Raw genomic sequence first — 21539 nt, 5'->3', positions numbered from 1 at the left:
GTCAGAATGGTTTCCTTACCCATTGGCCGTCGTCATTTACCCGGAATGTTGTGGATTGATAATGTTCGAAAAATATGATTGACAACACAACGAAAATAATTTAAGATAAGATTGACTAGTCAATTGTAGAAGGAGAGAATACATTGGAAATTGAAAACATGCATTTTATTATGCTCAACAATAAAATATTTAGAAACAATCAGATTCAACTGGACAAGGTGATGAAAAAATATGATTTAAGCAGTGGTTCGATGTCCTATCTCTTTATTCTGGAAAAAAGCGAGGGTGTCAGCCTTCATCAACTCAGTATAAAAATCGGTAATGACAAAGCGATGACCACCCGCACCATCAAACGCCTGATTGAGCTGAAATATGTTTATAAGGTCGGAAAAGACGGGGATTGTCGAGCTTATCAGCTTTATCTGACAGAAAAAGCTAAAGCGATACTACCTCAGATGCACAGGGAAATTGAGGAGATTGTGGACTTAATCACAGTAGATTTATCCCAAGAAGAAAAAGAAGTAACCCTGGCAGCGATGAAAAAAATATTTATGCGAACCCAGCAGATAAGAACTGAGGAGGAAGTAAATGGAAAAAAACTATGAAAAAAATAAATGGCCGATTCTGCTAATTGTGGTGATGTCCACCTTTATGGCAACCCTGGACAGTAGTATCGTCAATGTGGCTCTGCCCCAGATGGCCCGGGCAATGGATGTTGACACATCTCAGATTCAACTGGTGGTGACCAGCTATCTGATTGTCATTGTGGGGATTATTCTCATTTTTGGAAAACTGGGAGATATGCTGGGTAAAACCAGGATCTTTACTTTCGGTATAGCATTGTTTACCGTTGGTTCGTTGCTTTGCGGTATCACCAGTTCATTTCCGGTACTTATCGGTGCCCGGATTGTTCAAGCGGTTGGTGCTGCGGCAACCATGGCCAATAATCAGGGCATCATTACCCAGGTCTTTCCAGCAACACAGCGGGGTAAGGCCCTGGGTTTAACGGGTACATCTGTGGCGTTGGGATCTCTGGTAGGGCCTGGTTTGGGAGGAATTATAGTCGGTGCTTCCAGTTGGGAGTATATTTTTTTGATCAATGTACCGGTGGGGGTGGTGGTCTTGTTTTTTGCCATTAAGCTGCTACCGAGAAGCAATAAAAAGGCAACAGTGAGACTGGATGCACTGGGGGCTGTTCTGTTTATGCTAAGCATCGTGCCATTATTTGTGGCACTGGGTCAGGTGCAAAGTCTGGGTTTTACCAATCCGCTGATTCTGGCTGGCTTTATCGTGTCGATCGGATCATTTATCGCATTTATACGGGTTGAACAAAAACGCGAAAACCCGTTGATTCCGCTTTATATTTTCAAAAACAAACTGTTTTCACTGAGTATATTCTGTGCCTTTATTACCTTTGTGGGACTCTTCTGCAACAATATTATTCAACCATTCTATCTCCAGGATGTGATGATTTATTCTCCGGAGCAGGCGGGTTTAATGATGATGATTTTCCCGCTCGTTTTAGCGGTGCTGGCACCAGTTAGTGGTCATGTGTCTGACAAAATTGGATCAGAATTGCTAACCTTCATTGGCTTACTGCTGATCAGTTTGGGTTTGTTCCTGATGTCCACCCTGACTGAGCAGTCCACCCTGACAACCATGGTTATTTTCATTGTTGTCTTATCGGTAGGGATGGGTTTATTTCAATCGCCAAACAATTCTTTGATCATGTCAACCGTAAAAAGAGATCAACTGGGGATTGCCGGGAGTATCAATGCTCTGGTCCGAAATATGGGCATGGTTACCGGGATTGCTTTGGCAACCACCCTGCTTTATGGCAGCATGAGTGCAGAGCTGGGTTATCGTGTAACAGATTATGTGGCCGGTCAAAATGGTGCCTTTATTAACGGTATGAGCAACGTTTATATTACCGCGGCAGTCATTTGTCTTTTTGGTGCGGTGTTAACATTTTTGCGACTGCTGAGAAAAAAGTCAGGGGCGATCGAACAAGCCGTGATTTTGGAGAATGAAATAAGCGGCAACCGGAAATAAGCCCAACCAGAAAACAGTATTCTAGTAGTTTTTGTAGTAAATATATCCAACTTCAGGTGCCTCGGTTTTGGTGATGGTCACATCTGTTAGCATCGGTACAGGATGGCCATTGTATTGATAGGAAGTGATGGTTCCGGTAACCATAATCCATTCTTGGTCAACCAGTTCATTTCGCAGATTGCTTTCACAAATTATGCCATAGCCGGCCAAATCGGCGGCACAACAAACCATAAAATTTCTTCCTGCTAAAAACTGATTATCTTTAAAATCATCCATTGAAAATACTTGAGCCAAATACTGGTACCTTTTTCCGGTAAAGTCATCAAGATGAGCATAGGTATCAAAAAACCAGGCGGAAAAAACATCATCGTTAATTTGTACGACGTCATCGACCTTATAGTGTTCATATTTTTCAGAAGCATCTTCATTCGAATCAGATTGTTCTTCAATAGTATCGGTTGTGGTAGGTTTGTTTTCTGCTATCGGTTGTTCACTGGTTGTCGTTGAAAGACTACTTTCGATCATGGTCACGTCCTTACTGATGACCTCTCCGGAGGGAAAGAAAAGAGCAGCGGCGAGGGGAATGATAAAAATCAGATAAGGACTGATACTCACATTATGTCTTGCTTTTTTAATTTTAGGGATTAAACTTAGAGCAAAGAAGACCAGTATAATTATAGAAAGCCATAATCCCAGGTAATACCTTGGATGGACATAGGCGTTTATTTTCTTGGTAATTAAGGCGTAACTAAGCAAAACAACAGTAAGGATCAGAATGATCAATTGGATAAGTGCATCCGTATTTATTTTTTTGTTCATATCAAACTCCTTACAGAAAATAAGCTAAGGTGCTAAATACGACGGCGCCTTCTAGAATTACCAGAGTGGCAAGAACAATCAAAAAGCGCTTTTTTAATACACCGGAAAGCATCAGCATGTTTTTTAGATCCAGCATCGGTCCCATGACAACAAAGGCTAAAATAGGTATGGTAGAAAAATTATTCGAAAAACTTTTCCCAATAAACGCGTTTGACGTGGAACAGGTGGACATAAAGATGGCGGCGGCAACCATAATCATAAATTGTAACAAGGGGTTGCTACTAATTAAGTGCATTAGTGTTTGTGGCAGAATCGTCTGTAAAATTGCCGAAACCAAGGCACCGATGATGACATATTTCGACACTCTGAAAAATTCACTTTTTGCGCCGGCAAAAACCGCCTCGATTTTTCCTTTGGTCCCTTCAAATTTTAAATCAAGAATATCCTTGCCGATCGTTTGGAAGTAGCGGCTGTCCTGAATAACAGCACTGGTTTCCAGATGGGCCAATTTTAAGATGATTCCAGCAACAATACCAATTACTACGCCAGTTATCACACGGATAACAGCCAGGTAGGGTTGCTCGGGAAAGGCATAGAGCATGGAAAGAAAAACAATTGGGCTGACGGCTGACGAAGCCAGCCAGAAGGTAATTGTTTGCGGTAAGGGAGTACTTTTTTTAAGTAAACCAGAAACAATAGGAACTAATCCACAGTCGCATATCGGCAAGAAAAAGCCAGCACTGGCAGCAATTAAAAAAGAAGTCCAAGTTCCCTTGGATATTTGCGTGATAATCCAATTTGATGAAACAAATAGCTGGATAATGGCTGAAAAAAATGCCCCAAACAAGATAAAGGGTAGTGCCTGAATCAGAATACTTAAAAAGATCGTGGTGATCGATTGAATGTAGTGATAGTCATTAAAATCACTAAATATCAGAATCACCGAAACACATAAAAGCATCAACATGAATAGGTTCAATTTGATCAGTGAATTTAAGGGACTGTTTTTCTGGTTGTCGGGTTTACCAAAATAGGGATTTAATGCTTGGGTAGGTGCGACGGCTTCAGCAAAAACCGTTTTTGTTTTCGGATTAATACTTTTTATATCTTGGACTATTTTTTTTAGGATCTCCGGAGCCATGGTTTCGTGTCGGTTAAAAACAGTGACATTGCTATTTTGAATATGAGGATGCATAAGGGTAACCATATTGCTTAATTGATTTCTAAAAGTTCCGGTTTCGCTGATAAAAAAAACATTTCGGTAGCGATAATCAGGGTCCATTTTCAGACCTAAAAGTCGGGAAATATCCCAGGTTCCATTATATTCGACAATGATGTAGTCGGGATGAAATTTTGCGTCAATCTGTTTAAATAAGTCATCATTTAATTCAGTGGGGCTCTCTAAAATGATGCTTTTGATATTCTTCTGCACAAATAATTCTTGATCATAGTCAGTAAAGCCCTCTTCGCAGATAACCAGGACGATTGAATTGAAATCCGAAACTTGGCCGTTGTTTAATATATTTTGAATGAATGTGGTTTTTCCGCTTTCTAAAAATCCCGTAACAATATCTATATAAGTTGCCATAAGGATCGCTTACAAACCGAATAATTCAGTAATCTGGACATCATTGATCTGTTCTCCAATGACACAAATTCGTCCAATGTAATCGGGTTTGATATCTTTTATAAAGGTTTCGTCAGGCACATAATCAAATTGAAGCCATTGATTTTTTTCGACCTTGATGATACCTTTGGCCCGGAGAATCGTTCCTTCTAAATGCTTTAATTGTTTTAAGACCGATTCAATTTTGTTACGTTCAAATGTTTTAGCCGTCTCTCGTCCCCAGACACTAAAAACTTCATCAGCGTGATGATGACTCGCATGGGTATGTTTGGTTGGGTTGATTAAAGAATGGAGAGCTTCGATATTATCTGTGAGTTCGCCAATTTCTTTTATTTTGCTTCCGTCTAATTCTTGCCAGTCAGTACTAATGATTTGGGCATGGGGATTGATTCTTCGCAGATCTTTGATGATCATTTCTATGGTATCTTCGTTAACCTTTTGACTACGGCTTAAAATAATCGCTTTTGCATTGGCCAGTTGATTCGTATAAAATTCAGTAAAATTTTTGACGTAGACCTTATACTTTGTCGCATCCACAACGGTAACACACATATTTAATTGAGCAGCAGCTCCTTTTAAGGCGTTTTGACAGCCATTGATTACATCAGAAAGCTTGCCAACGCCGGAGGGTTCAATAATGATTCGGTCAGCCGTATCAAGTGCTAATATTTCTTTTAAGGCGGCACCAAAGTCCCCGGCAATGGAACAGCAGATGCATCCGGAATTCATCTCGGTTATCTGGATTTTGTAATCTTTAAAAAGTGCGCCGTCGATGCCCACTTCCCCAAATTCATTTTCAATGAGCACGACTTTTTCTTCAATAAATGCTTCTTCCAGTAATTTCTTGATCAATGTCGTTTTGCCAGCACCCAGAAAGCCTGAGATAATATCTATTTTCGTCATTGGTATATTCCTCCCGAACTATTTATCAGTATTAAACAAGCAGTGTATATTGATAGCGATTGTAACTGCATGAACTTAATTATAATACAGATTAAGGCAGGAAAACCTTAAGTGCAAATACGAATCATTTGCAAATGAAAATAGAATGTTTTATTCGTGTTTGCCTCATTAGAAGGCCAGATATCGAAAGATCATATAGACTGTTGCGATCAGGATCGTAAAGATCATAAAGGGGAAAGCGACTCTGAAATAGCGGCCAAAGGTAATCCGGTAACCTTGTGCTTCGGCAATCCCGATGGCGACTACATTGGCACTGGCACCAATAACGGTTCCGTTCCCTCCCAGACAGGCGCCCAGGGAAAGTGCCCACCACAGCGGGTAGATATCAATGCCGGAGAGATGCCCCATTTCCATGATCATCGGAATCATCGTGGCGACAAAGGGGATATTATCGATAAAAGCTGAGGCAATTGCAGAAACCCATAAGATCGATAGCGTTGTCATGAAAACATCGCCATGAGTTAAGAGCAGTACCTCTTTGGCCAATATTTCGATGACGCCGGTGGCTTCAATACCACCAACCAGAATGAAGAGACCGATGAAAAAGAAAATGGTCTTCCATTCCACCTCGTGAAGAATTTCTTCCGAGCTGATACCTGAAATTAAGATGAGGATAACCGCTCCCGATAAGGCAATAGTCGGTGATTCTATGTGGAGCACCCCATTGAACAAAAAACCAAGAATAACAAGGGTAAAGACAATCATCGATTTTCGTAGTAGCGGTAAATCAGTGATGGCATCTTTTTCATTAACGGATAAAACCTTGGCTTTGACAGATTCATCGGCAATCAAAACTTTTTTATATAAAAGCGCAAATAGAATGGATGTCAGCAAAAGAATTGGCAGCGCGATGACAGAATTATTAAGCAGAAAATCATTGAAGGTAAAACCAACCTGACTTCCAATCATAATATTGGGCGGATCGCCAATCAGTGTAGCAGTGCCACCGATATTGGAAGCGAAAATTTCAGCAATGATAAAGGGGATTGGATCAAGCTTTAAGTCTTTGGCAACGCTGAGCGTTACTGGTATAATCAGCAAAATTGTGGTGACATTATCAAGCAAGCCCGATAAGACACCGGTAATCAGTGAAAGCAGAATAATCAGACGCTGGGGATCGGCTTTGGAAATTTTTAATACCTTAATGGCCAGGTATTCAAAAACGCCGGTTCGACGCATGACCATAACAATCATCATCATCCCGATTAAAAGGGTAATGGTATCGAAATCAACCGCCTCGATGGCAGATTCCTGATTCAGAATTCTCAGAATAACCATCAGCATGCCGCCGCCTAAAGCGACAAGGGTTCGATCGAATTTGTCCCAGATGATTAAGGCATACACAATTAAAAAAATAGCGATCGATACAAAAAAATAATTACTTTCCGTCATTTCAGTTCTCCTCAATTTACAATGTGTGAAGCAGCCAACCGATCCTCACATCATTTAAATCGTCTGAATGCCATTACCCATTATCGTGTTAACGGGGTGATTTGTCAATCGATTTTGTGTTTTTTTTGAAGTACATTATAATAAGAAGAAACTTTAACGTTTGCAGCCGGAGATACCGAAGGTGGTTAGTAAAATAGTCATTGCAATTTTAGAAAAAAATCGTTATCATGAAGCTAACTAAATAATACAGGGAGGCACCATATGAAAAAATTACTTGTTCCCATTGATGGCTCGCCAATATCAACAAAAGCGGTACTGGAAGCAAAAAAACTGGCGGAAGCCTTAGGCTCGGATATCGTTTTATTGTCGGTTGCCAATATTACCACACCCAGTGGAACGGATGAGTCCAATCTATTAATCCAATCCGGCTTGGAAGTCCAGGCCTATGTATCTCAGTTTAAACTTAATGCAGAGCGCAACCTTGCTGACGCAAAGGAAATGCTAAAAGATTTGTCAGTCAATGTGGAAACCGTTTTGCTCTATGGAGATCCGGCCGATCAGATAGCCGATTATCTCGATGAAAATGAGGTGGAAATGGTAATTATGGGTTCTCAGGGGGTTGGCATTTCACGACTGCGCCAGGTGTTTATTGGCAGTGTCACCTCAAAAATAGTGCGTCATTCCAAACAGCCGGTTCTGGTCGTTAAATAAACGAAAAAAGAAATGGCTGATGTTTAAAAAAGACAATGGAGTTTCTCCCATTGCAACCATTAAAGCGATAAAAAAACCCAGAGAAGCAGCTTCTCTGGGTCAAATATTTCCTCGTTTAATAATCTCAGCCCTTCTTTTTTTGGCATGCTTTGCAATAATAGGTACCTCTGCCACGAACCATTTCTTTGGTAATTGCACCACTACATAGCGGACAAAATTTTTGTGTATGTACCTGCAACTGCACCTGAAACAAACCGTTAATGCCATTGGCGTCAAACGAGTGAATCGTTGTTCCGCCTTGGGCAATGGCCTGCTCCAGGATTTCTTTTGAAACAGCAATTAATTCCACTACCCGCTTTTTACTGACCCGTTTGCCTGGGGTGGTAGGATCTATTTTTAATCTAAAACAGATTTCATTGGCGTAGATATTGCCGATTCCTGTCATAATGCTTTGATCAAGTAGCAGCGTTTTAATCGGCAGATTGCTCTTATGTATTTTGGCGTAGATCGCTTTAGGATCAGCATCCCATGGTTCGGGACCAAGCTTGCAAAGCGGTAAATCCTGACGATACGTTTTTTTGTTGACGCGCTCAAGCCGACCAAATTTGCGGGTGTCCTGATAACGTAATTCGGTGCCGTCACGAAAGACAAAGGTCAGATGTTCATGTTTGTTAAGCGGCTTTGAAGCATCGACAAGATTATATTTGCCTTCCATTCGCAAATGCGAAATAAACGCATCGCGATCGAGAATAAAGACCAAATATTTTCCCACTCGATCAATATCCCGAATGGTTTGTCCTGTTAATGACGTCACAAAGTTATCCGTATCCCCGACGACAATCTTATCGTAATGAACCTGGATTTCCTTGATTTCTTTGCCAATAATAAAGTTTTTTAACGTTCGGCGAACGGTTTCGACTTCTGGTAGTTCGGGCATAAATTTTCACCTGCTTTAATGGATTTAAGTAAAGTTAACAAATAGAAACTTCCTTAGCTGATACTTACGCGATATATTCGCCGACGATGGGAAGATCAGCTAGTACCCTTTCACCATGGGAGAACCAGAAAGAGCCTGGGTTAAATCATTGTCGGCTATTGCCATTGTGTTCACCGTTTACCCATTGTGATACGTTCGAAACATCATAAACCACGTTTTTGTAAGCAACATAGGTGGGATTACCGTCTTTACCATTAAGCTGGCAAGTCATCCTTTGTAAAACGCGTTAATTGACGATCCGCTTCGGTTGACCGAGTGTCTGTTTCCGTCGATTGTACCGCTGAGGTTGCGGGTTGCAGCAGTATACGGTTAAGTGAATACGGAGCCAATAAGTGCAAGAGAATTCCGATTATGATCAAAACGGCAATTAACCGGTGGGCAACAAACCACGCACCCTTGCGCGGCTTGTGAGCACGCGTAGCGTAGATCCCTAAACTGACCTGGGAAATAATTAAGATGGCCGCCAGGGCGCCAGTTAGATTAATGCCATAGCGGCTAAACTGAATGGTAAAATGTGTCAGTAGCAGTGCGGCAGTCAGGAAACCAAAAAATTTGTGATTCCGAACAAAGACGGTCATCAGTAATTTCATCGTTTTTTTGCCAGAACTGTTGCTGGAAATCGTCTTGCCCCATTTTTTATTAGCAAATTTTACGAGATAGTTAAGCAGGGTGCACGCGAATGCACCAATTAAAAGCCAGCCAAAAAAACCACCTAATTCTTCAAACATTTTACTTTCCTTTCTTGAACAAATCGTTATTGATAATCATTATAACATGTTTCATCATGATAAACACCCTTTGTTCACTTAAATTTATCTTTGGCATCGGTGAGTTTCGCGATTTCTAACAGGTGAGGATGAGCGATTTAATTTTTAGCCGGTAGCCTATTTTGTAGATTTTATGGTCATTAAAAAATATCTCTAGAATGAGGAGGATAACGAATTGAAAACAACACTGCGTAAATGGGCAGAAGAAGATGCCAATCAGTTGGCAGCAGCCCTGAATAACAAAAAAATTTTGGATAACCTGCGGGATGGCTTACCATTTCCCTATACAGTTGAGGATGCAAAAGAATATATCAAGGCCATGCAGGATTCACAAGCCGATAATACCTTTGCCTATGCCATTACCGATGAGGGTCGGGTTATTGGGAGTATCGGTGTATTTCGCAAAGATAATATTCACTTTCGAACGGCTGAACTGGGTTATTATATTGCCGAACCCGATTGGGGACAGGGACATGGAACTCGGGCAGTAAAACAGATCTGTGAACTTGTTTTTGAAACAACCGATATCATCCGAATTTTTGCCGAACCTTTTGCCCGGAACCTGGGTTCGTGCCGGATTCTTGAAAAAGCTGGTTTTCAACTAGAAGGACTGCTTAGAAAAAATGCCATTAAAAATGGTCAGACAGAAGACATGAAATTGTATGCGTTAGTTAGAGAATAAAGAAAAAAAGGAGCAAAAACCATGATTTCTTATCGTAAAGAATTGCATTTTAATTTGCCTAAACGAAGAGGCCTGGTCAATATCACCGGTGATGTAGAAAAAGCCCTGGCTGAGAGTCGGATAAGTGAAGGACTGATTTTAGTTAATGCCATGAACATTACCGCCAGTGTTTTTATTAATGATGACGAAGGTGGATTACATCAGGATTATGAAGACTGGTTGGAAAAACTGGCACCGGAAAAACCATATAGTCAGTATCATCATAATGGATTTGAAGATAACGCTGATGGTCATCTCAAACGAACCATTATGGGCCGCGAAACAGTGGTGGCAGTAACCAATGGCAAGCTGGATTTTGGCAGATGGGAACAAATCTTTTACTTTGAATTTGACGGAAAGCGAGATAAACGGGTTTTAGTTAAAATAATTGGAGAGTAGGGGGCTTGTCATAGCGGACCAAATTGCAATCTTGCTGATGCGTTTGTTTTTTTTTAGCGCATTCATATTTATCATGCGAAGTGCGATGGCGGATTGGGTAAAGCGACCTGAGACGCAAAAAGAAAACTAAATGTCCCCTTATTATTAATTACAAAGAGAGACGCTTCCCTTGCGGGCCACGTCTCTCTTTTGCGTTTGCGTATTAATTGGGGGAATGGGTTCAGTAAATTTTTGATTAAAGCAGTCACATAACGACAAATTCTAACAAACTCTTAACGCAATCTTTACATTGGCGAAATACTTAAGCGGGTTTTCTGGGGTACACTAAACTGAATCCATCCATCGATTTTGCGAAATTCTTTTGTGAAACACTTGAATGAAATGGGGTAAAGAATGGTGTTAATGGGCGTACAGCCGATTATCTTTTTAAAAGCTGAAGAGTGTTTTATTATCTCAGTTGATTTTACAGTTGGGAGGAGTCGATGAACTTTTTTAACAAGCTATCTAGCATCCGAACGAAAATGTTGATTGTATTCATCCCGATCATCTTACTGGCAACTGTATCGATTGCGGCTGCCTCGGTGTTAAAAACAAAGGCGGGATTAGAAGAACAAATCGAAGCAAGAGTAACAGAAGCCCTCAATACCATCGAAGCATCGATTGAGTCTGAATTTACCACGAATAGACAAATAGCAGAAGCCGTCGCTGCTGTTTATGAAGTCCAGGCAAATACGCTGACAAAGACGGATTATCGCGGCATTATTGAGAAATTCCTGGCGATGAATAAAAACACCCTCGGCAGTGGACTGTGGCTGGAAAGCGGGGTTTATGATAAAAACATCCGATATTTTGGGCCTTATCTCCACAAAGAAGGGGAGACCATTGTCTATAGTGAAGCGTACGAGTCAGAAGATTATGATTATTTTAATACCGACTGGTATCTTATCGGGAAAAACACCGAAAAAGGAGTTGGCTGGACAGATCCATACTACGATGAGGTGACAAAAATCTCAATGGTTACTGCAGCAGTCCCGATAAGCACCGAATACGGCATCATCGGTGTCGCTTCGGCTGACTACGACTTGACAACGATCCAAAAAATCATTAAAGAAGTGAAATTGGGTGAGTCCGGTTATGCCTTTCTGATTGATACAAAGGGACGCTTTATTGCGCATAAAGACCCCCAAAAGGTCATGAAGCTAGCAATTGAGCAGGATCAGGAATTAGGCGTCATCGCCGATACCATTATGAATAATAGTGAGGGGTCAATCAATGTTGCATTAGGCGGCCAGGATTTTAGAGCCGATTATTTAACCCTCGCAAGCACTGGCTGGAAATTAGTTGTGATGACGCCCTTTGCCGAATTGTTTTCTTCGGTGAGCGATATGATTGCCAATGCCATTATGATTACGCTAATCATTATTGCTTTGACTGTTGGGCTGATCATCATTTACAGCACTTCTTTTTCCCGGGAATTCAAGCAATTTGTGGATAGTTTGGGTTTTGTTGCACAAGGTGATTTTACACGAGCAATTGAAGTGAAGACCAAAGATGAGATCGGGCAAATGGGCGCTTACTACAATCATGTCCTGGTGGAATTAAGGAATATGGTTGATACGATTAAAGAAAAGGAACAGCATATTCAATTTCTGGCCGATCGCGACCCGATGACAGAGTTATACAATCGCCGGAAATTTAATGAGTTGCTCACTAGGGACTTATTAAATAATGTGCACGGAAATATCGTCTTATTGGATATTGATAACTTTAAAACAATTAACGATACTCTTGGTCATAATTACGGGGATCACTTATTGCGTTATGTAGCCGAGATCCTGCGTGAAAAGATGTGTTGTGATAATACGATCCCCTTCCGATTGGGAGGCGATGAATTTTTAATCTGGCATCGAAACCAAAGTGAAAAATGTGACGTTCGTCATTGCATGGAGGTCACAATGGCTGCTAAGCTCAGAGAGAAAATCAACATTGAAGGGGTCGTGATTCACATTACCGTAAGCGCCGGAATTGCCGCTTATCCAGCTGATGGGCGGACGGTGGATGAGCTGCTTGTTAAAGCCGATATTGCTATGTATAGTGCCAAAAATAATGGCAAAAACCGGTGCATGATGTTTGATGAGCAGATGACGTCCGCCTTCCATGAGCGTTTTAAAATTGAAAAAATACTCCGAGAAGCACTGGAATATCAGCGATTCCGTTTACTATATCAACCCGTAATCGACGCCCAAACCGGAGCGATCGCTTATTTTGAGGCACTAATTCGGATTCAGGACAGCTCGCTTTCGCCAGCCGTCTTTATCCAGGTGGCAGAGGAGTCCGGTTTAATCATTCCCATTGGCAGATGGGTCATCCAGGAAGCAATCTGTCAACAAAGAAAATGGATCGATGCAAACTATCCAGTCAAAGGGATCGCGATTAATATTTCGGGAAATCAGTTTTATGATGAAAATCTGGTTGCATATATCGCAAACAGCCTCGATGAACAAAAAGTTGATCCAGCGTTGATCGAAATAGAGATAACCGAGAGTGTGTTAATCGACAATAAGGAAAAGGCCATTAATATTATGAAAAAGTTAGAAGAAATGGGGATCCGGATCGCCCTGGATGATTTTGGGACGGGTTTCTCATCCCTAAATTATTTAGCCTTTATGCCGGTGGATAAGATTAAACTTGATAAAAGTTTAAAGGATAAGTTCATTCGGATGGAGAGTATTCAGGTGATGGAGGGGATTGTTTCCGTTGCCCATGGTTTGGGATTAATGGTCGTTGCTGAAGGGGTTGAGGAAGAAGTAGAGGCTAACCGTTTGAAACGCGTAAAGTGTGATTACCTGCAGGGCTACCTCTACAGCAGACCGCTTAGGAGTAATGATGTTGAACGTTTGCTGAAAATTCAAACAAACTTGTTTGGGTTCACAGAAAGAGTACTGTGATATAGGAATTGAATTAAGTGGCGATGAGATAAGTAGACTGGCAAAAAAACGTCCTGTCTACCAAAAGGTTTTGGGTTCAAAGCGGTGCACGTAGCACGTCAAAACTCAAAAAACCAGTTGGATCAGTTTAAGCATCAGTCCCAGACCATAAAGTATAATAATAATACCGCAAACCAGATTGATATACCGTAAGGTTCGGCCTTTGATAAGATTGCCGGAATAAGATACAACAAGGGCGAGCCCGGTAAACCAGATCAGCGAGGCAAACGCCACACCGATGATAAAGTACTGGGCATCATCCACTGGCAGGGAGACACGGAAGGCACCAAGCATCATGGTTCCGTCAATCAATGCCTGGGGATTAAACCAGGTCACCACAAATGCTGAGACAACCATCTTACGGATCGATAAAACCGCACCTTCGGTTGGTTTGTTTTCAGTCTTCGCCAGAAGTAGTGTGACGCCAATATAAGTAACGATTAAACTGCCGCAAAACAGGATCAGCGCTCTTAGCCCGCTATAATAGTCCATAATGGCACCAATGCCATAGAAACAGGAAAAGGCCAGAGCTACATCAAAAAGTGTCACGGTCAGCCCAACCAAAAGCGCCTGTTTCCGGCTATGAGCCAGAGCGCCATTAATCACAAATAAATTCTGCATCCCGATTGGAGCGACATAAGCCAATCCCATGAGAAGGCCTTGTAAAAAGTATTGCATAGAAACTCCTTTTAATTATATTTCTAACCTTTATTTCTGATATAATTTGATTATACTTATATCATAAATAGAAACTGGTGTTTTGTAACCAGCCATATGTTAGTTTAAAACCAGCCAAAAGGAGTAATAACAGCGTAATGAATAAAAAACAGACCTGCACTTTTGAGTGGTTACCTGATCGCAGTTCAAAGATACCAATCTACCGGCAGATTATCCACTTTATTAGCGCTCAAATTCAATCCGGTGCCTGGGAAGTCGGGACTCAGTTGCCCTCTCAACGGGATCTGGCCGCTAAGTTGGGCGTTAACCGCAGTACGATTACCACTGTCATGGATGAGCTGGCCGCCGATGGGATCATTGAGAGTAATTTTAAGGGCGGAACCCGGATTATCAGCAATACCTGGACGCTGTTATTGTCTGAAAACAGCATCTGGAATCGTTATGTGAACCTGGGTAGTTTTAAGTCTAATCATGCCATGATTCAAGCGATCAATCGACTTGAATTTACGCCAGGCATCCTTCGTCTGGGGACCGGGGAATTGGATCCGGCTCTGTTTCCATCAGAACTATGGAAAAAAGCAGTAAAACCGCTGGAGAATATTCCGTCCTTGAATTATCTGGAAGCTTCCGGTCTTTATCAGTTGCGTTGTGCGATTGTCAGGTATGTAACAAAATTTGGGATTATAGCTACCCCGGATCAGGTTTTGATAACCTCCGGATCTTTACAGGCACTACAACTCATATCCGTCTGTATTCTTTCGGCAGACTCGGTAGTCTACACTGAAGCACCAACCTATTTGAAATCCTTGCAGATTTTTCAGTCAGCGGGAATTACGCTGGAAAGTATCCCCATGGATGAGGAAGGCATTTTGCATCACCGGCTTCCCAGGACGGATCAACGGACCCGAATCCTCTACACCATTCCTACCAACCATAACCCCACTGGTATCACAATGTCGAATCAACGGAGGAAGGCTCTTTTCGAATATTGTGGGGTCAATCGCATTCCGATTATTGAGGATGGTGCTTATGAAGAATTATATTTTGATAAACAACATCATCAGCCCATTAAACAAATGGATCTCAACGGCGATATTATTTACCTCGGCACAGTGTCAAAAACGTTGTCACCGGGCCTGCGAATCGGTTGGGTGATTGCTTCGGAGCCAATTATTGATCGTCTGGGAGATGTGAAAATGCAAATGGACTATGGTGCCAGCTCAGTTTCACAGTGGATCATGACCGAATTTTTGAACAGTGGCATGTATGAACAGCATCTGGAACAGATCAGAACTGAAATGGAGAAGCGCAGAGACCATGGGGTCCGGGTACTCAGGCAATATCTGGGTGATCGGGTATCCTTCAAATCACCGGCCGGCGGTTTTTATATCTGGATGCGCTTTAATAAAAAAATACCGATGCAAAAATTATTTGAAGAAGCCGTAAAAGTAGGGGTTCTCCTGAATCCCGGAGATATCTATGACTATGCTCCGACAAATGCTCTGCGGATTTCTTATTCTTATTTGAGCTGCGGGGAATTTGAGGAAGCCGTGAAACGATTGGCTGGTATTACCAAAAGATGGTTTGAAGTGTGACTACAACCAATTGACAAATTCGCTAACGACCGGGCGATTCGCAAAAACCTTATCGCCGTGAGGCAAAGCAGAAAAACCTTGACACTGTTAAGGTTATTAGATAATATAATCATACAAACTAGATCATGTGCTAAACGTAATTATATAATATCGGGAAGTATGACAGATAATGTTGTTAAATGAACATCCCTTTTTAAATTGAACACACACTATATTGACTCAAATCATAACTTGGAAATTAATGAATGAAAAGAGGATTATTCTATGGAAAACGAACATGAAAAAGATGTAAGAATATGTGTGTTTGGAGATTCCATTGGAAAAGGAGTCATCCAGCAAAATAATTCCGGCCGTTATGGACTGGTGAAAATTGATTTGAATGCCTTGGTCGGACAGAAGAATATTATTCTTGATAATTTCTCGAAGATGGGGATCACCGTTTCGAAGGGGCTATCCATAGTCAAACGCCATGCTGCTAAGCTCTCAAATTATGACCGCATTTTTCTGGAATTTGGTGGCAACGACTGTAGCTATGCCTGGAATGAGATTGCCGAAAATCCTCAGGATGAACATATCCCCAAAACACCGACCACAGTATTTGAAGACCTCTATACCGAAATGATTGAAGAAATAAAAACCAATGGAGGTAAACCCATTATGCTCTCGTTGCCACCGCTTGTGCCGGAACGATATTTTGAATGGTTTTCAGAAAACTTAAACAAAGAAAATATCTTAAAATGGATCGGTAGTGTTGATGTCATTTATCGTTGGCAGGAAATGTACAATTTAAAGGTTGTTTTACTGGCGAAGAAGCTGTCAATTCCACTCATTGACATACGCAGTGCGTTTTTAAGCAAACGCCAGTATAAGGATTTTCTATGTGAGGACGGCGTTCATCCAAATAAGTCGGGTTATAAATTGATTTATGAAACCGTAATAAAAGCGATACTGGACCAGAAGATGATCCCGAATGGCGCAACTGATTAGCCCGCACACCATTTCTCGGGATGATCCGGGCAAACGGTGTCAAGAAAAAATAAACTGAACCGAAATGATTGTGGAATAGATTGCGGCAGCATTATTGGGGTAATCTTAGCCATGTTTATTTAGTTCTGACTGGCTGAAATGAACCGGCCGCAACAACACAATTTGTTAACGAACAGCTGGAGAAAAACACAAGCCCCTCTGCTTACTATTTTTTTATGCTGACTTGAAAATACGTTTTATTTGCAAATGCAAGCACGGCTGATTTAAGAATAATCAGTTCGGGCGCTTTTATTTGATTGCTCGGTTGAACTTTCGGAGAGAAAACCTCTTTGATGGCACTTTCCAGTTCATCACAGAATAAATTGTAGGCATAATCGATTTTGTGCTGGCTGATTAAATAGGTAATCAGATCACCAGTTTCGGAAATACTGAGAACCCGTTTCATGATACAAATCACAAAAAAATAGGCAAGGTGGCTCCGGTTATAGCGCTTTTTAATTGGCGGCTCAACGACTTTTTGCTTAACATAGTTATTGATCATCATGGAGGTGATAATTTTTTCACCCCAAATTTCTTCGAAAATAACCAGATTCTTTTCTAAAATACTGACTAACTGATCCATATATAAATCAATGTCGGGAAGTTCAAGCCATCGCGGACAGTGAAAGTTAAGGAGTTCCTCTGATATTGTTTCCATTTTCTGATACCTCTTTCAATAAGACTCCTCTTAATTATAAGGTAATATACAAGATGATGTCAAAGTTAATAAAAAGAATTGGTTTGTTATAGCAATCATCTTATCTGGTGCAAAAAACGGGGTTAGCCTGGATAAAACTAATCGCGGACCTTAAAAATATGTCTTTGTATTGCCTGGCAATACTCTGGGCTTTGCAGTGAATTCAGGCCGGATGGCCGGAAAAAATGCGGTGACGTATATTAAAGAAGAATTGGCTGAATAACGCTCAAATGGGCAGGAGACTGAGCATCGGGTGGTTTTGTCTTTGATTGCAATGGGGTGCTATTTATTCTTAAGTGGTTCTAAATTATCGTAAAAAAAAGCTAAGAGCAGGGACACAAAATCCCTACTCTTAACTTTCACAGTGCCCCAATCGGCGCTATTTTTTTGTCTGATTTAGAAGATGGTATATCCGCCGTCTACAGCCAGACTGGCACCGTGAATAAAGGAGGCATCGTCGCTTGCCAGGAAGAGAATCGCCTTTCCAACCTCTTCTGGTGCACCCGCTCTTGTGGCCGGGCTCATTTTAATCTTCATACAAACCGGATGTTGGGGGATGGTTAAAACCCGGGCAATCATTTCGGTATCGATGGGCCCTGGAAGGACTGCGTTAATACGGACGCCGTTACGGCCATGGTCCATCGACATTTGACGCGTCAGACCCAGAAGTCCGTGTTTAGCGGAGGTATAAGCAAGGCCACCTCTTCCGGCACCGGTGGACGCCATTGATGCGACGTTAACGATGGCACCGGAACCTTGTTTTTCCATCACTGGGATGATCTTTTTACAAAGCATGAAGGGAGCGGTTAAATTGGTAGAAAGGACAGTATTCCACTCATCACTGCTGATATCATTCATATTTGCCGTGGTGCCGCTGACGCCGGCGTTATTGACCAGGATATCAATCCGGCCGTAATGTTCCATGGTGGCGTTTACCAAAGCATCCAGGCTGGCCTCATCGGTTACGTCAGTTTGCTGGAAAAAACCTTCGCCTCCGGCAGCCAGAATTTCCTTTACAGTGGCATCGCCTCTTTCTTTGTTGGTCCCGACAACGACAACCTTTGCACCTTCCGCCACAAAAATCATGGCGGCAGCTTTTCCGATGCCTTTCGTTGAGCCGGTAATAATCGCAACTTTATTTTCAAGTTTCATAATCAAATTCCTTTCGTATTTTGGTGATTTTATTTTTGCGTTCAGGTTTTACGAGGGCTTATTTCCGGCCAGTTTCCATAAATGCGGTGCGGTCGTAGCGTCCGGCCATTAAATAGGGGACAATATCTTCGGCATTCAGGTTTTCGACCAGATTTAGCTTATGGACAAGTAAACTGTTTACAGAGTAAGCACCGCCGACGATTGTGTTTATCGGCAATTCACCCCAGGGGTCGTCGATGCTGGAACGAAGCTTCAGACTGGCAAAACCCGGCTCCCAGGATTTGTAAGTGTACTCACAGAGATTCTGAAGCAAGGCACCATTGGTAAAATGGGACACCCCTTCTTTATCCGGTTCGCGGTCAAAATGAAAATAAAAGCCACCACCATAGGTCTGTTTTCCCGCTTCCGGGAACTGATACATGGCACCAGTCAGCGGACTATTGGTCTCACCGAGTTCCAGTTTTGCTTCAATTAACTGAACACCCCGACGGGTGACGCTGGCCATAACGGTATTTCCCGTCTGGCGAATCACAAACTCTGCGCCCATTTTTTTGGGAATGCTGCCATTATCACGACCAAGCTGAACAGCCATCTCGGCTCCGGGGCCGCCGAGAACCAGACTAAGGGGATAGAGCCCCAGTTCTTTTCCGTACATTGCATAGACGCCCAGGATTGCTTCATAATAATCATCGGCAAAAGAGGGATTGTGAATATGCGCAATCGACAGGGTTACCACCGGCATTGAAAAAGGTTTAAGTGGTGGAGGTAACAGGCGCGCGATAACAGCGGGATCGGTGAGAAAGCAAAGATACAGACCTTCCTGATTATCCATCAGAGAAAGCTTGCCAAAGTTTTCCAAGTCTTCTTTTGGGGTCAGAAAACTGGTGGCTTTGGGTTTGTCGATAAACAGACAGCGGCCTGCTTCAAAGCCGGCCCGGATAGCCGGTTCAATGCGGTCAACTTTAAGGGCATCACCGATAATTTCCACTCGTTCGAATTTTTTCTTTAGTTCTTCGGCAAGGCTATTATTGGAGCAATAACCCATCGACAACACAACCGCGTCAGCTGGTATCTTGATTTCCGAGTGATCTTCCATTTTTTCGAGAATCACGCCATCCGGTGTGATTTCTTTTAACGCATGGGATAGCATGTAAGTCGCACCATATTTTGCCAGACGTCCGGTAACATCTAAAACATTCGTGCCATTTCCGTCGGGTGCGACCTTGTTAAGCATATCAACGATGGTTAATGAATTTCCGGCGGCACACAGATACTCGGCGGTTTCAATTCCACTCATCCCGGCACCGATGAGTACCACCTGTTTATCTTTTAATCCGGTGGCTCCGGATAGGACACGATCAATTCCAAAGACATTTTCGCCATCGACTCCAGGGATGCGTCTGGGTACAACGGGGGTACTGCCAGTAGCCAGAATGACCGCATCGGGTGCCATTTCTTCTAATACAGAAAGAGTCGCTTCGGTATTTAGTTTCACTGCGACATTCAAACGATCGAATTCATTTTGATAATACTGGCAGATCCAGTCCATGGCACCTTTATGAGGAGGCATTTTAGCAATATTAATAAGCCCACCAAGAGTATTTTCTTTTTCAAACAAGGTGACATGAATACCGCGAAGTGCCAGTGTGCGGGCTGCCGACATACCAGCGGCACCACCACCGATAACCGCTACTTTATGGTCGAACGAATCGTGAGCGAGGTTGCCAAGCTGTTGTTCCCGGGCAAGACGTGGGTTTACCGAACAAACCAGCGGAAGACCAACGGCATTATTTTCGTTTAAGCTTTCGAAGCAGCGCAGGCAGGAGATACACTTGCACAACTGCTTTTCCCGTCCTTCTTTTACCTTTAAACCCCATTCTTCATCCGCCAGCCAGGCGCGGCCTAAGGCCACAAAATCGACGATACCGTCGGCCAGAAACTGTTCACCGACAGCCGGTTCGCGAAAGACGGAAACAGCGATTACCGGAATCGCAACATGATCTTTAACCGCTTTGATCAGATCCCGGCGCCAGCCCTGGGGGAACGAAACCGGTTCGACACAAACCGAGCCAGTTTCATAAATACCACAGCTTACATTGATGACGTCGATTCCCAGTTTTTCCAGTGCCATGGAAATTTTGACACCATCCTGAATATGAATATAATCATCGGTGACTCCGACATTGCTTAAAAATTCCTCGACAGAAAGACGGACACTAATAGGAAAATCAGGACCACATTCGTTTCGTATACCGGCGATGATTTCGGCAATAAAACGCAGCCGGTTTTCAAAACTTCCGCCGTATTCATCATCGCGTTTATTGGTATAGGGGCTTAAAAACTGATTGATCAGATAGCCATGAGCGGCATGCAGTTCAACACCGTCACAACCTGCTTTCTGCACGCGAACAGCACCGGCGACAAACTGCTGAACCAGTTCCTTGATTTCAGCATGTTCAAGCGCTCGTGTTGGCTGCTTAAGAAAATTACAGGGAATTGCCGATGGCGCAGCGACGGGTCCTCCGACCAGCGAGGTCATCGTTTCACGACCGGGGTGATGTAGTTGAATAAAGATTTTCGTCCCATGTTTATGCACCGCTTGCGCCAGTCTTGATAGTGGTTCAATGTGACGATCTTTAGTAACAGAAAGCTGACGCAGCATTCCGGCACCGTGCACATCATTTACACGGGTAATTTCAGGGATGATTAATCCGGCGCCACCAATGGCACGGGCCTCATAAAAAGCGATCATCTCTTGCGTTGGTGAACCGTCCAGCTCAGCCAGCCCAATCCCCATTGGCGACATAACCAAACGATTTTTAAGTTTCAGTTTTCCAATGGTTCCTTCGAGAAACAGTTTTTCATACATAGGTTTCCTCCTTATTATTAACGAATTGCGTTTATAATAAATAGATTATACTGTGTTCGTTGGAATTTGCCTATATTGACGGGAAAC

At 42.4% G+C, this 21539-nt stretch carries 18 protein-coding genes; 8 read left to right on the top strand and 10 right to left on the bottom strand.

All coding sequences use genetic code 11. The annotated features are described in order from the left end of the window. The first annotated feature begins 143 nt into the window (after positions 1 to 143). Both DOZ58_RS10070 and DOZ58_RS10065 read left to right on the top strand, forming a co-directional pair. Entirely contained in the window at positions 144 to 605 is a 462-nt protein-coding gene (locus tag DOZ58_RS10070) for a MarR family winged helix-turn-helix transcriptional regulator (protein WP_111888162.1), read from the top strand. Then, positions 589 to 2052 (top strand): MFS transporter, encoded by a 1464-nt coding sequence (locus DOZ58_RS10065; RefSeq protein ID WP_111888161.1) that lies wholly within the window; start codon positions 589 to 591, stop codon positions 2050 to 2052. The genes DOZ58_RS10070 and DOZ58_RS10065 overlap by 17 nt, the downstream gene beginning before the upstream one ends. Before the next feature lie 21 nt (positions 2053 to 2073). Here DOZ58_RS10065 and DOZ58_RS10060 read toward each other — a convergent pair whose 3' ends face one another. The 4 genes from DOZ58_RS10060 to DOZ58_RS10045 all read right to left on the bottom strand — a co-directional run bounded on the left by DOZ58_RS10060 (position 2074) and on the right by DOZ58_RS10045 (position 6853). Then, the gene (locus tag DOZ58_RS10060) at positions 2074 to 2871 is read right to left on the bottom strand and encodes a TIGR03943 family protein (RefSeq protein ID WP_111888160.1); all 798 of its coding nucleotides are present in this window, start codon (positions 2869 to 2871) and stop codon (positions 2074 to 2076) included. A gap of 10 nt (positions 2872 to 2881) precedes the next feature. Further along, positions 2882 to 4459, bottom strand: a complete 1578-nt coding sequence (locus DOZ58_RS10055) for a permease (protein ID WP_111888159.1) — start codon at positions 4457 to 4459, stop codon at positions 2882 to 2884. Between the two features lie 9 nt (positions 4460 to 4468). Next, positions 4469 to 5401, bottom strand: coding sequence for a GTP-binding protein (locus tag DOZ58_RS10050; RefSeq protein WP_111888158.1), 933 nt, complete (start codon positions 5399 to 5401; stop codon positions 4469 to 4471). A 168-nt stretch (positions 5402 to 5569) separates the two neighbouring features. Then, positions 5570 to 6853, bottom strand: coding sequence for an ArsB/NhaD family transporter (locus DOZ58_RS10045; protein ID WP_111888157.1), 1284 nt, complete (start codon positions 6851 to 6853; stop codon positions 5570 to 5572). 261 nt (positions 6854 to 7114) lie between these two features. On the opposite strand from DOZ58_RS10045, the gene DOZ58_RS10040 reads away from it, so the two are divergent. Then, a complete protein-coding gene (locus DOZ58_RS10040; RefSeq protein ID WP_111888156.1) occupies positions 7115 to 7564 on the top strand; it encodes a universal stress protein in 450 nt (149 codons plus the stop codon). A 124-nt stretch (positions 7565 to 7688) separates the two neighbouring features. On the opposite strand, the gene mutM is transcribed toward DOZ58_RS10040, so the two are convergent. Together mutM and DOZ58_RS10030 are read right to left on the bottom strand one after the other, a co-directional pair. Next, positions 7689 to 8501, bottom strand: a complete 813-nt coding sequence (gene mutM / locus DOZ58_RS10035; RefSeq protein WP_111888155.1) for a DNA-formamidopyrimidine glycosylase — start codon at positions 8499 to 8501, stop codon at positions 7689 to 7691. Between the two features lie 254 nt (positions 8502 to 8755). Then, on the bottom strand, positions 8756 to 9289 hold the full coding sequence (locus DOZ58_RS10030) for a hypothetical protein (RefSeq protein WP_111888154.1): 534 nt from the start codon (positions 9287 to 9289) through the stop codon (positions 8756 to 8758). Between the two features lie 214 nt (positions 9290 to 9503). Between DOZ58_RS10030 and DOZ58_RS10025 the strand changes: the two genes are divergently transcribed. The 3 genes from DOZ58_RS10025 (at position 9504) to DOZ58_RS10015 (ending at position 13396) form a co-directional block, all read left to right on the top strand. Then, the gene (locus DOZ58_RS10025) at positions 9504 to 10010 is read left to right on the top strand and encodes a GNAT family N-acetyltransferase (RefSeq protein ID WP_111888153.1); all 507 of its coding nucleotides are present in this window, start codon (positions 9504 to 9506) and stop codon (positions 10008 to 10010) included. A 21-nt stretch (positions 10011 to 10031) separates the two neighbouring features. Then, positions 10032 to 10448, top strand: coding sequence for a secondary thiamine-phosphate synthase enzyme YjbQ (locus DOZ58_RS10020; RefSeq protein WP_111888152.1), 417 nt, complete (start codon positions 10032 to 10034; stop codon positions 10446 to 10448). A gap of 482 nt (positions 10449 to 10930) precedes the next feature. Then, positions 10931 to 13396, top strand: coding sequence for an EAL domain-containing protein (locus tag DOZ58_RS10015; RefSeq protein WP_111888151.1), 2466 nt, complete (start codon positions 10931 to 10933; stop codon positions 13394 to 13396). 105 nt (positions 13397 to 13501) lie between these two features. Here DOZ58_RS10015 and DOZ58_RS10010 read toward each other — a convergent pair whose 3' ends face one another. Continuing rightward, entirely contained in the window at positions 13502 to 14113 is a 612-nt protein-coding gene (locus tag DOZ58_RS10010) for a LysE/ArgO family amino acid transporter (RefSeq protein ID WP_111888150.1), read from the bottom strand. Positions 14114 to 14250: 137 nt separating this feature from the next. Between DOZ58_RS10010 and DOZ58_RS10005 the strand changes: the two genes are divergently transcribed. Together DOZ58_RS10005 and DOZ58_RS10000 are read left to right on the top strand one after the other, a co-directional pair. Then, positions 14251 to 15708, top strand: coding sequence for a PLP-dependent aminotransferase family protein (locus DOZ58_RS10005; RefSeq protein WP_111888149.1), 1458 nt, complete (start codon positions 14251 to 14253; stop codon positions 15706 to 15708). Between the two features lie 264 nt (positions 15709 to 15972). After that, complete coding sequence (locus tag DOZ58_RS10000) at positions 15973 to 16695, top strand: SGNH/GDSL hydrolase family protein (protein WP_111888148.1); 723 nt, start codon at positions 15973 to 15975, stop codon at positions 16693 to 16695. Between the two features lie 205 nt (positions 16696 to 16900). Here DOZ58_RS10000 and DOZ58_RS09995 read toward each other — a convergent pair whose 3' ends face one another. The 3 genes from DOZ58_RS09995 to DOZ58_RS09985 form a co-directional block, all read right to left on the bottom strand. Further along, on the bottom strand, positions 16901 to 17392 hold the full coding sequence (locus DOZ58_RS09995; RefSeq protein WP_111888147.1) for a DUF1836 domain-containing protein: 492 nt from the start codon (positions 17390 to 17392) through the stop codon (positions 16901 to 16903). Positions 17393 to 17827: 435 nt separating this feature from the next. Beyond that, on the bottom strand, positions 17828 to 18583 hold the full coding sequence (locus DOZ58_RS09990; protein ID WP_111888146.1) for an SDR family NAD(P)-dependent oxidoreductase: 756 nt from the start codon (positions 18581 to 18583) through the stop codon (positions 17828 to 17830). Between the two features lie 58 nt (positions 18584 to 18641). Next, complete coding sequence (locus tag DOZ58_RS09985; protein WP_111888145.1) at positions 18642 to 21452, bottom strand: FAD-dependent oxidoreductase; 2811 nt, start codon at positions 21450 to 21452, stop codon at positions 18642 to 18644. Positions 21453 to 21539: the final 87 nt, after the last annotated feature.

Origin of the sequence: Acetobacterium sp. KB-1 (genome assembly GCF_003260995.1) — a bacterium.
GTDB classification, from domain to species: domain Bacteria; phylum Bacillota; class Clostridia; order Eubacteriales; family Eubacteriaceae; genus Acetobacterium; species Acetobacterium carbinolicum.
This window is presented reverse-complemented; position numbering and strand designations above follow the sequence as displayed.

What these genes read in the sequence shown, in the direction of transcription:
- DOZ58_RS10065 (WP_111888161.1), top strand. Translation starts at nt 589, where the DNA reads ATGGAAAAAAACTATGAAAAAAATAAATGGCCGATTCTGCTAATTGTG.
- DOZ58_RS10015 (WP_111888151.1), top strand. Translation starts at nt 10,931, where the DNA reads ATGAACTTTTTTAACAAGCTATCTAGCATCCGAACGAAAATGTTGATT.
- DOZ58_RS09995 (WP_111888147.1), bottom strand. Translation starts at nt 17,392, where the DNA reads ATGGAAACAATATCAGAGGAACTCCTTAACTTTCACTGTCCGCGATGG.
- DOZ58_RS10040 (WP_111888156.1), top strand. Translation starts at nt 7,115, where the DNA reads ATGAAAAAATTACTTGTTCCCATTGATGGCTCGCCAATATCAACAAAA.
- DOZ58_RS09985 (WP_111888145.1), bottom strand. Translation starts at nt 21,452, where the DNA reads ATGTATGAAAAACTGTTTCTCGAAGGAACCATTGGAAAACTGAAACTT.
- DOZ58_RS09990 (WP_111888146.1), bottom strand. Translation starts at nt 18,583, where the DNA reads ATGAAACTTGAAAATAAAGTTGCGATTATTACCGGCTCAACGAAAGGC.
- DOZ58_RS10005 (WP_111888149.1), top strand. Translation starts at nt 14,251, where the DNA reads ATGAATAAAAAACAGACCTGCACTTTTGAGTGGTTACCTGATCGCAGT.
- DOZ58_RS10045 (WP_111888157.1), bottom strand. Translation starts at nt 6,853, where the DNA reads ATGACGGAAAGTAATTATTTTTTTGTATCGATCGCTATTTTTTTAATT.
- mutM (WP_111888155.1), bottom strand. Translation starts at nt 8,501, where the DNA reads ATGCCCGAACTACCAGAAGTCGAAACCGTTCGCCGAACGTTAAAAAAC.
- DOZ58_RS10000 (WP_111888148.1), top strand. Translation starts at nt 15,973, where the DNA reads ATGGAAAACGAACATGAAAAAGATGTAAGAATATGTGTGTTTGGAGAT.
- DOZ58_RS10050 (WP_111888158.1), bottom strand. Translation starts at nt 5,401, where the DNA reads ATGACGAAAATAGATATTATCTCAGGCTTTCTGGGTGCTGGCAAAACG.
- DOZ58_RS10060 (WP_111888160.1), bottom strand. Translation starts at nt 2,871, where the DNA reads ATGAACAAAAAAATAAATACGGATGCACTTATCCAATTGATCATTCTG.
- DOZ58_RS10010 (WP_111888150.1), bottom strand. Translation starts at nt 14,113, where the DNA reads ATGCAATACTTTTTACAAGGCCTTCTCATGGGATTGGCTTATGTCGCT.
- DOZ58_RS10055 (WP_111888159.1), bottom strand. Translation starts at nt 4,459, where the DNA reads ATGGCAACTTATATAGATATTGTTACGGGATTTTTAGAAAGCGGAAAA.
- DOZ58_RS10020 (WP_111888152.1), top strand. Translation starts at nt 10,032, where the DNA reads ATGATTTCTTATCGTAAAGAATTGCATTTTAATTTGCCTAAACGAAGA.
- DOZ58_RS10030 (WP_111888154.1), bottom strand. Translation starts at nt 9,289, where the DNA reads ATGTTTGAAGAATTAGGTGGTTTTTTTGGCTGGCTTTTAATTGGTGCA.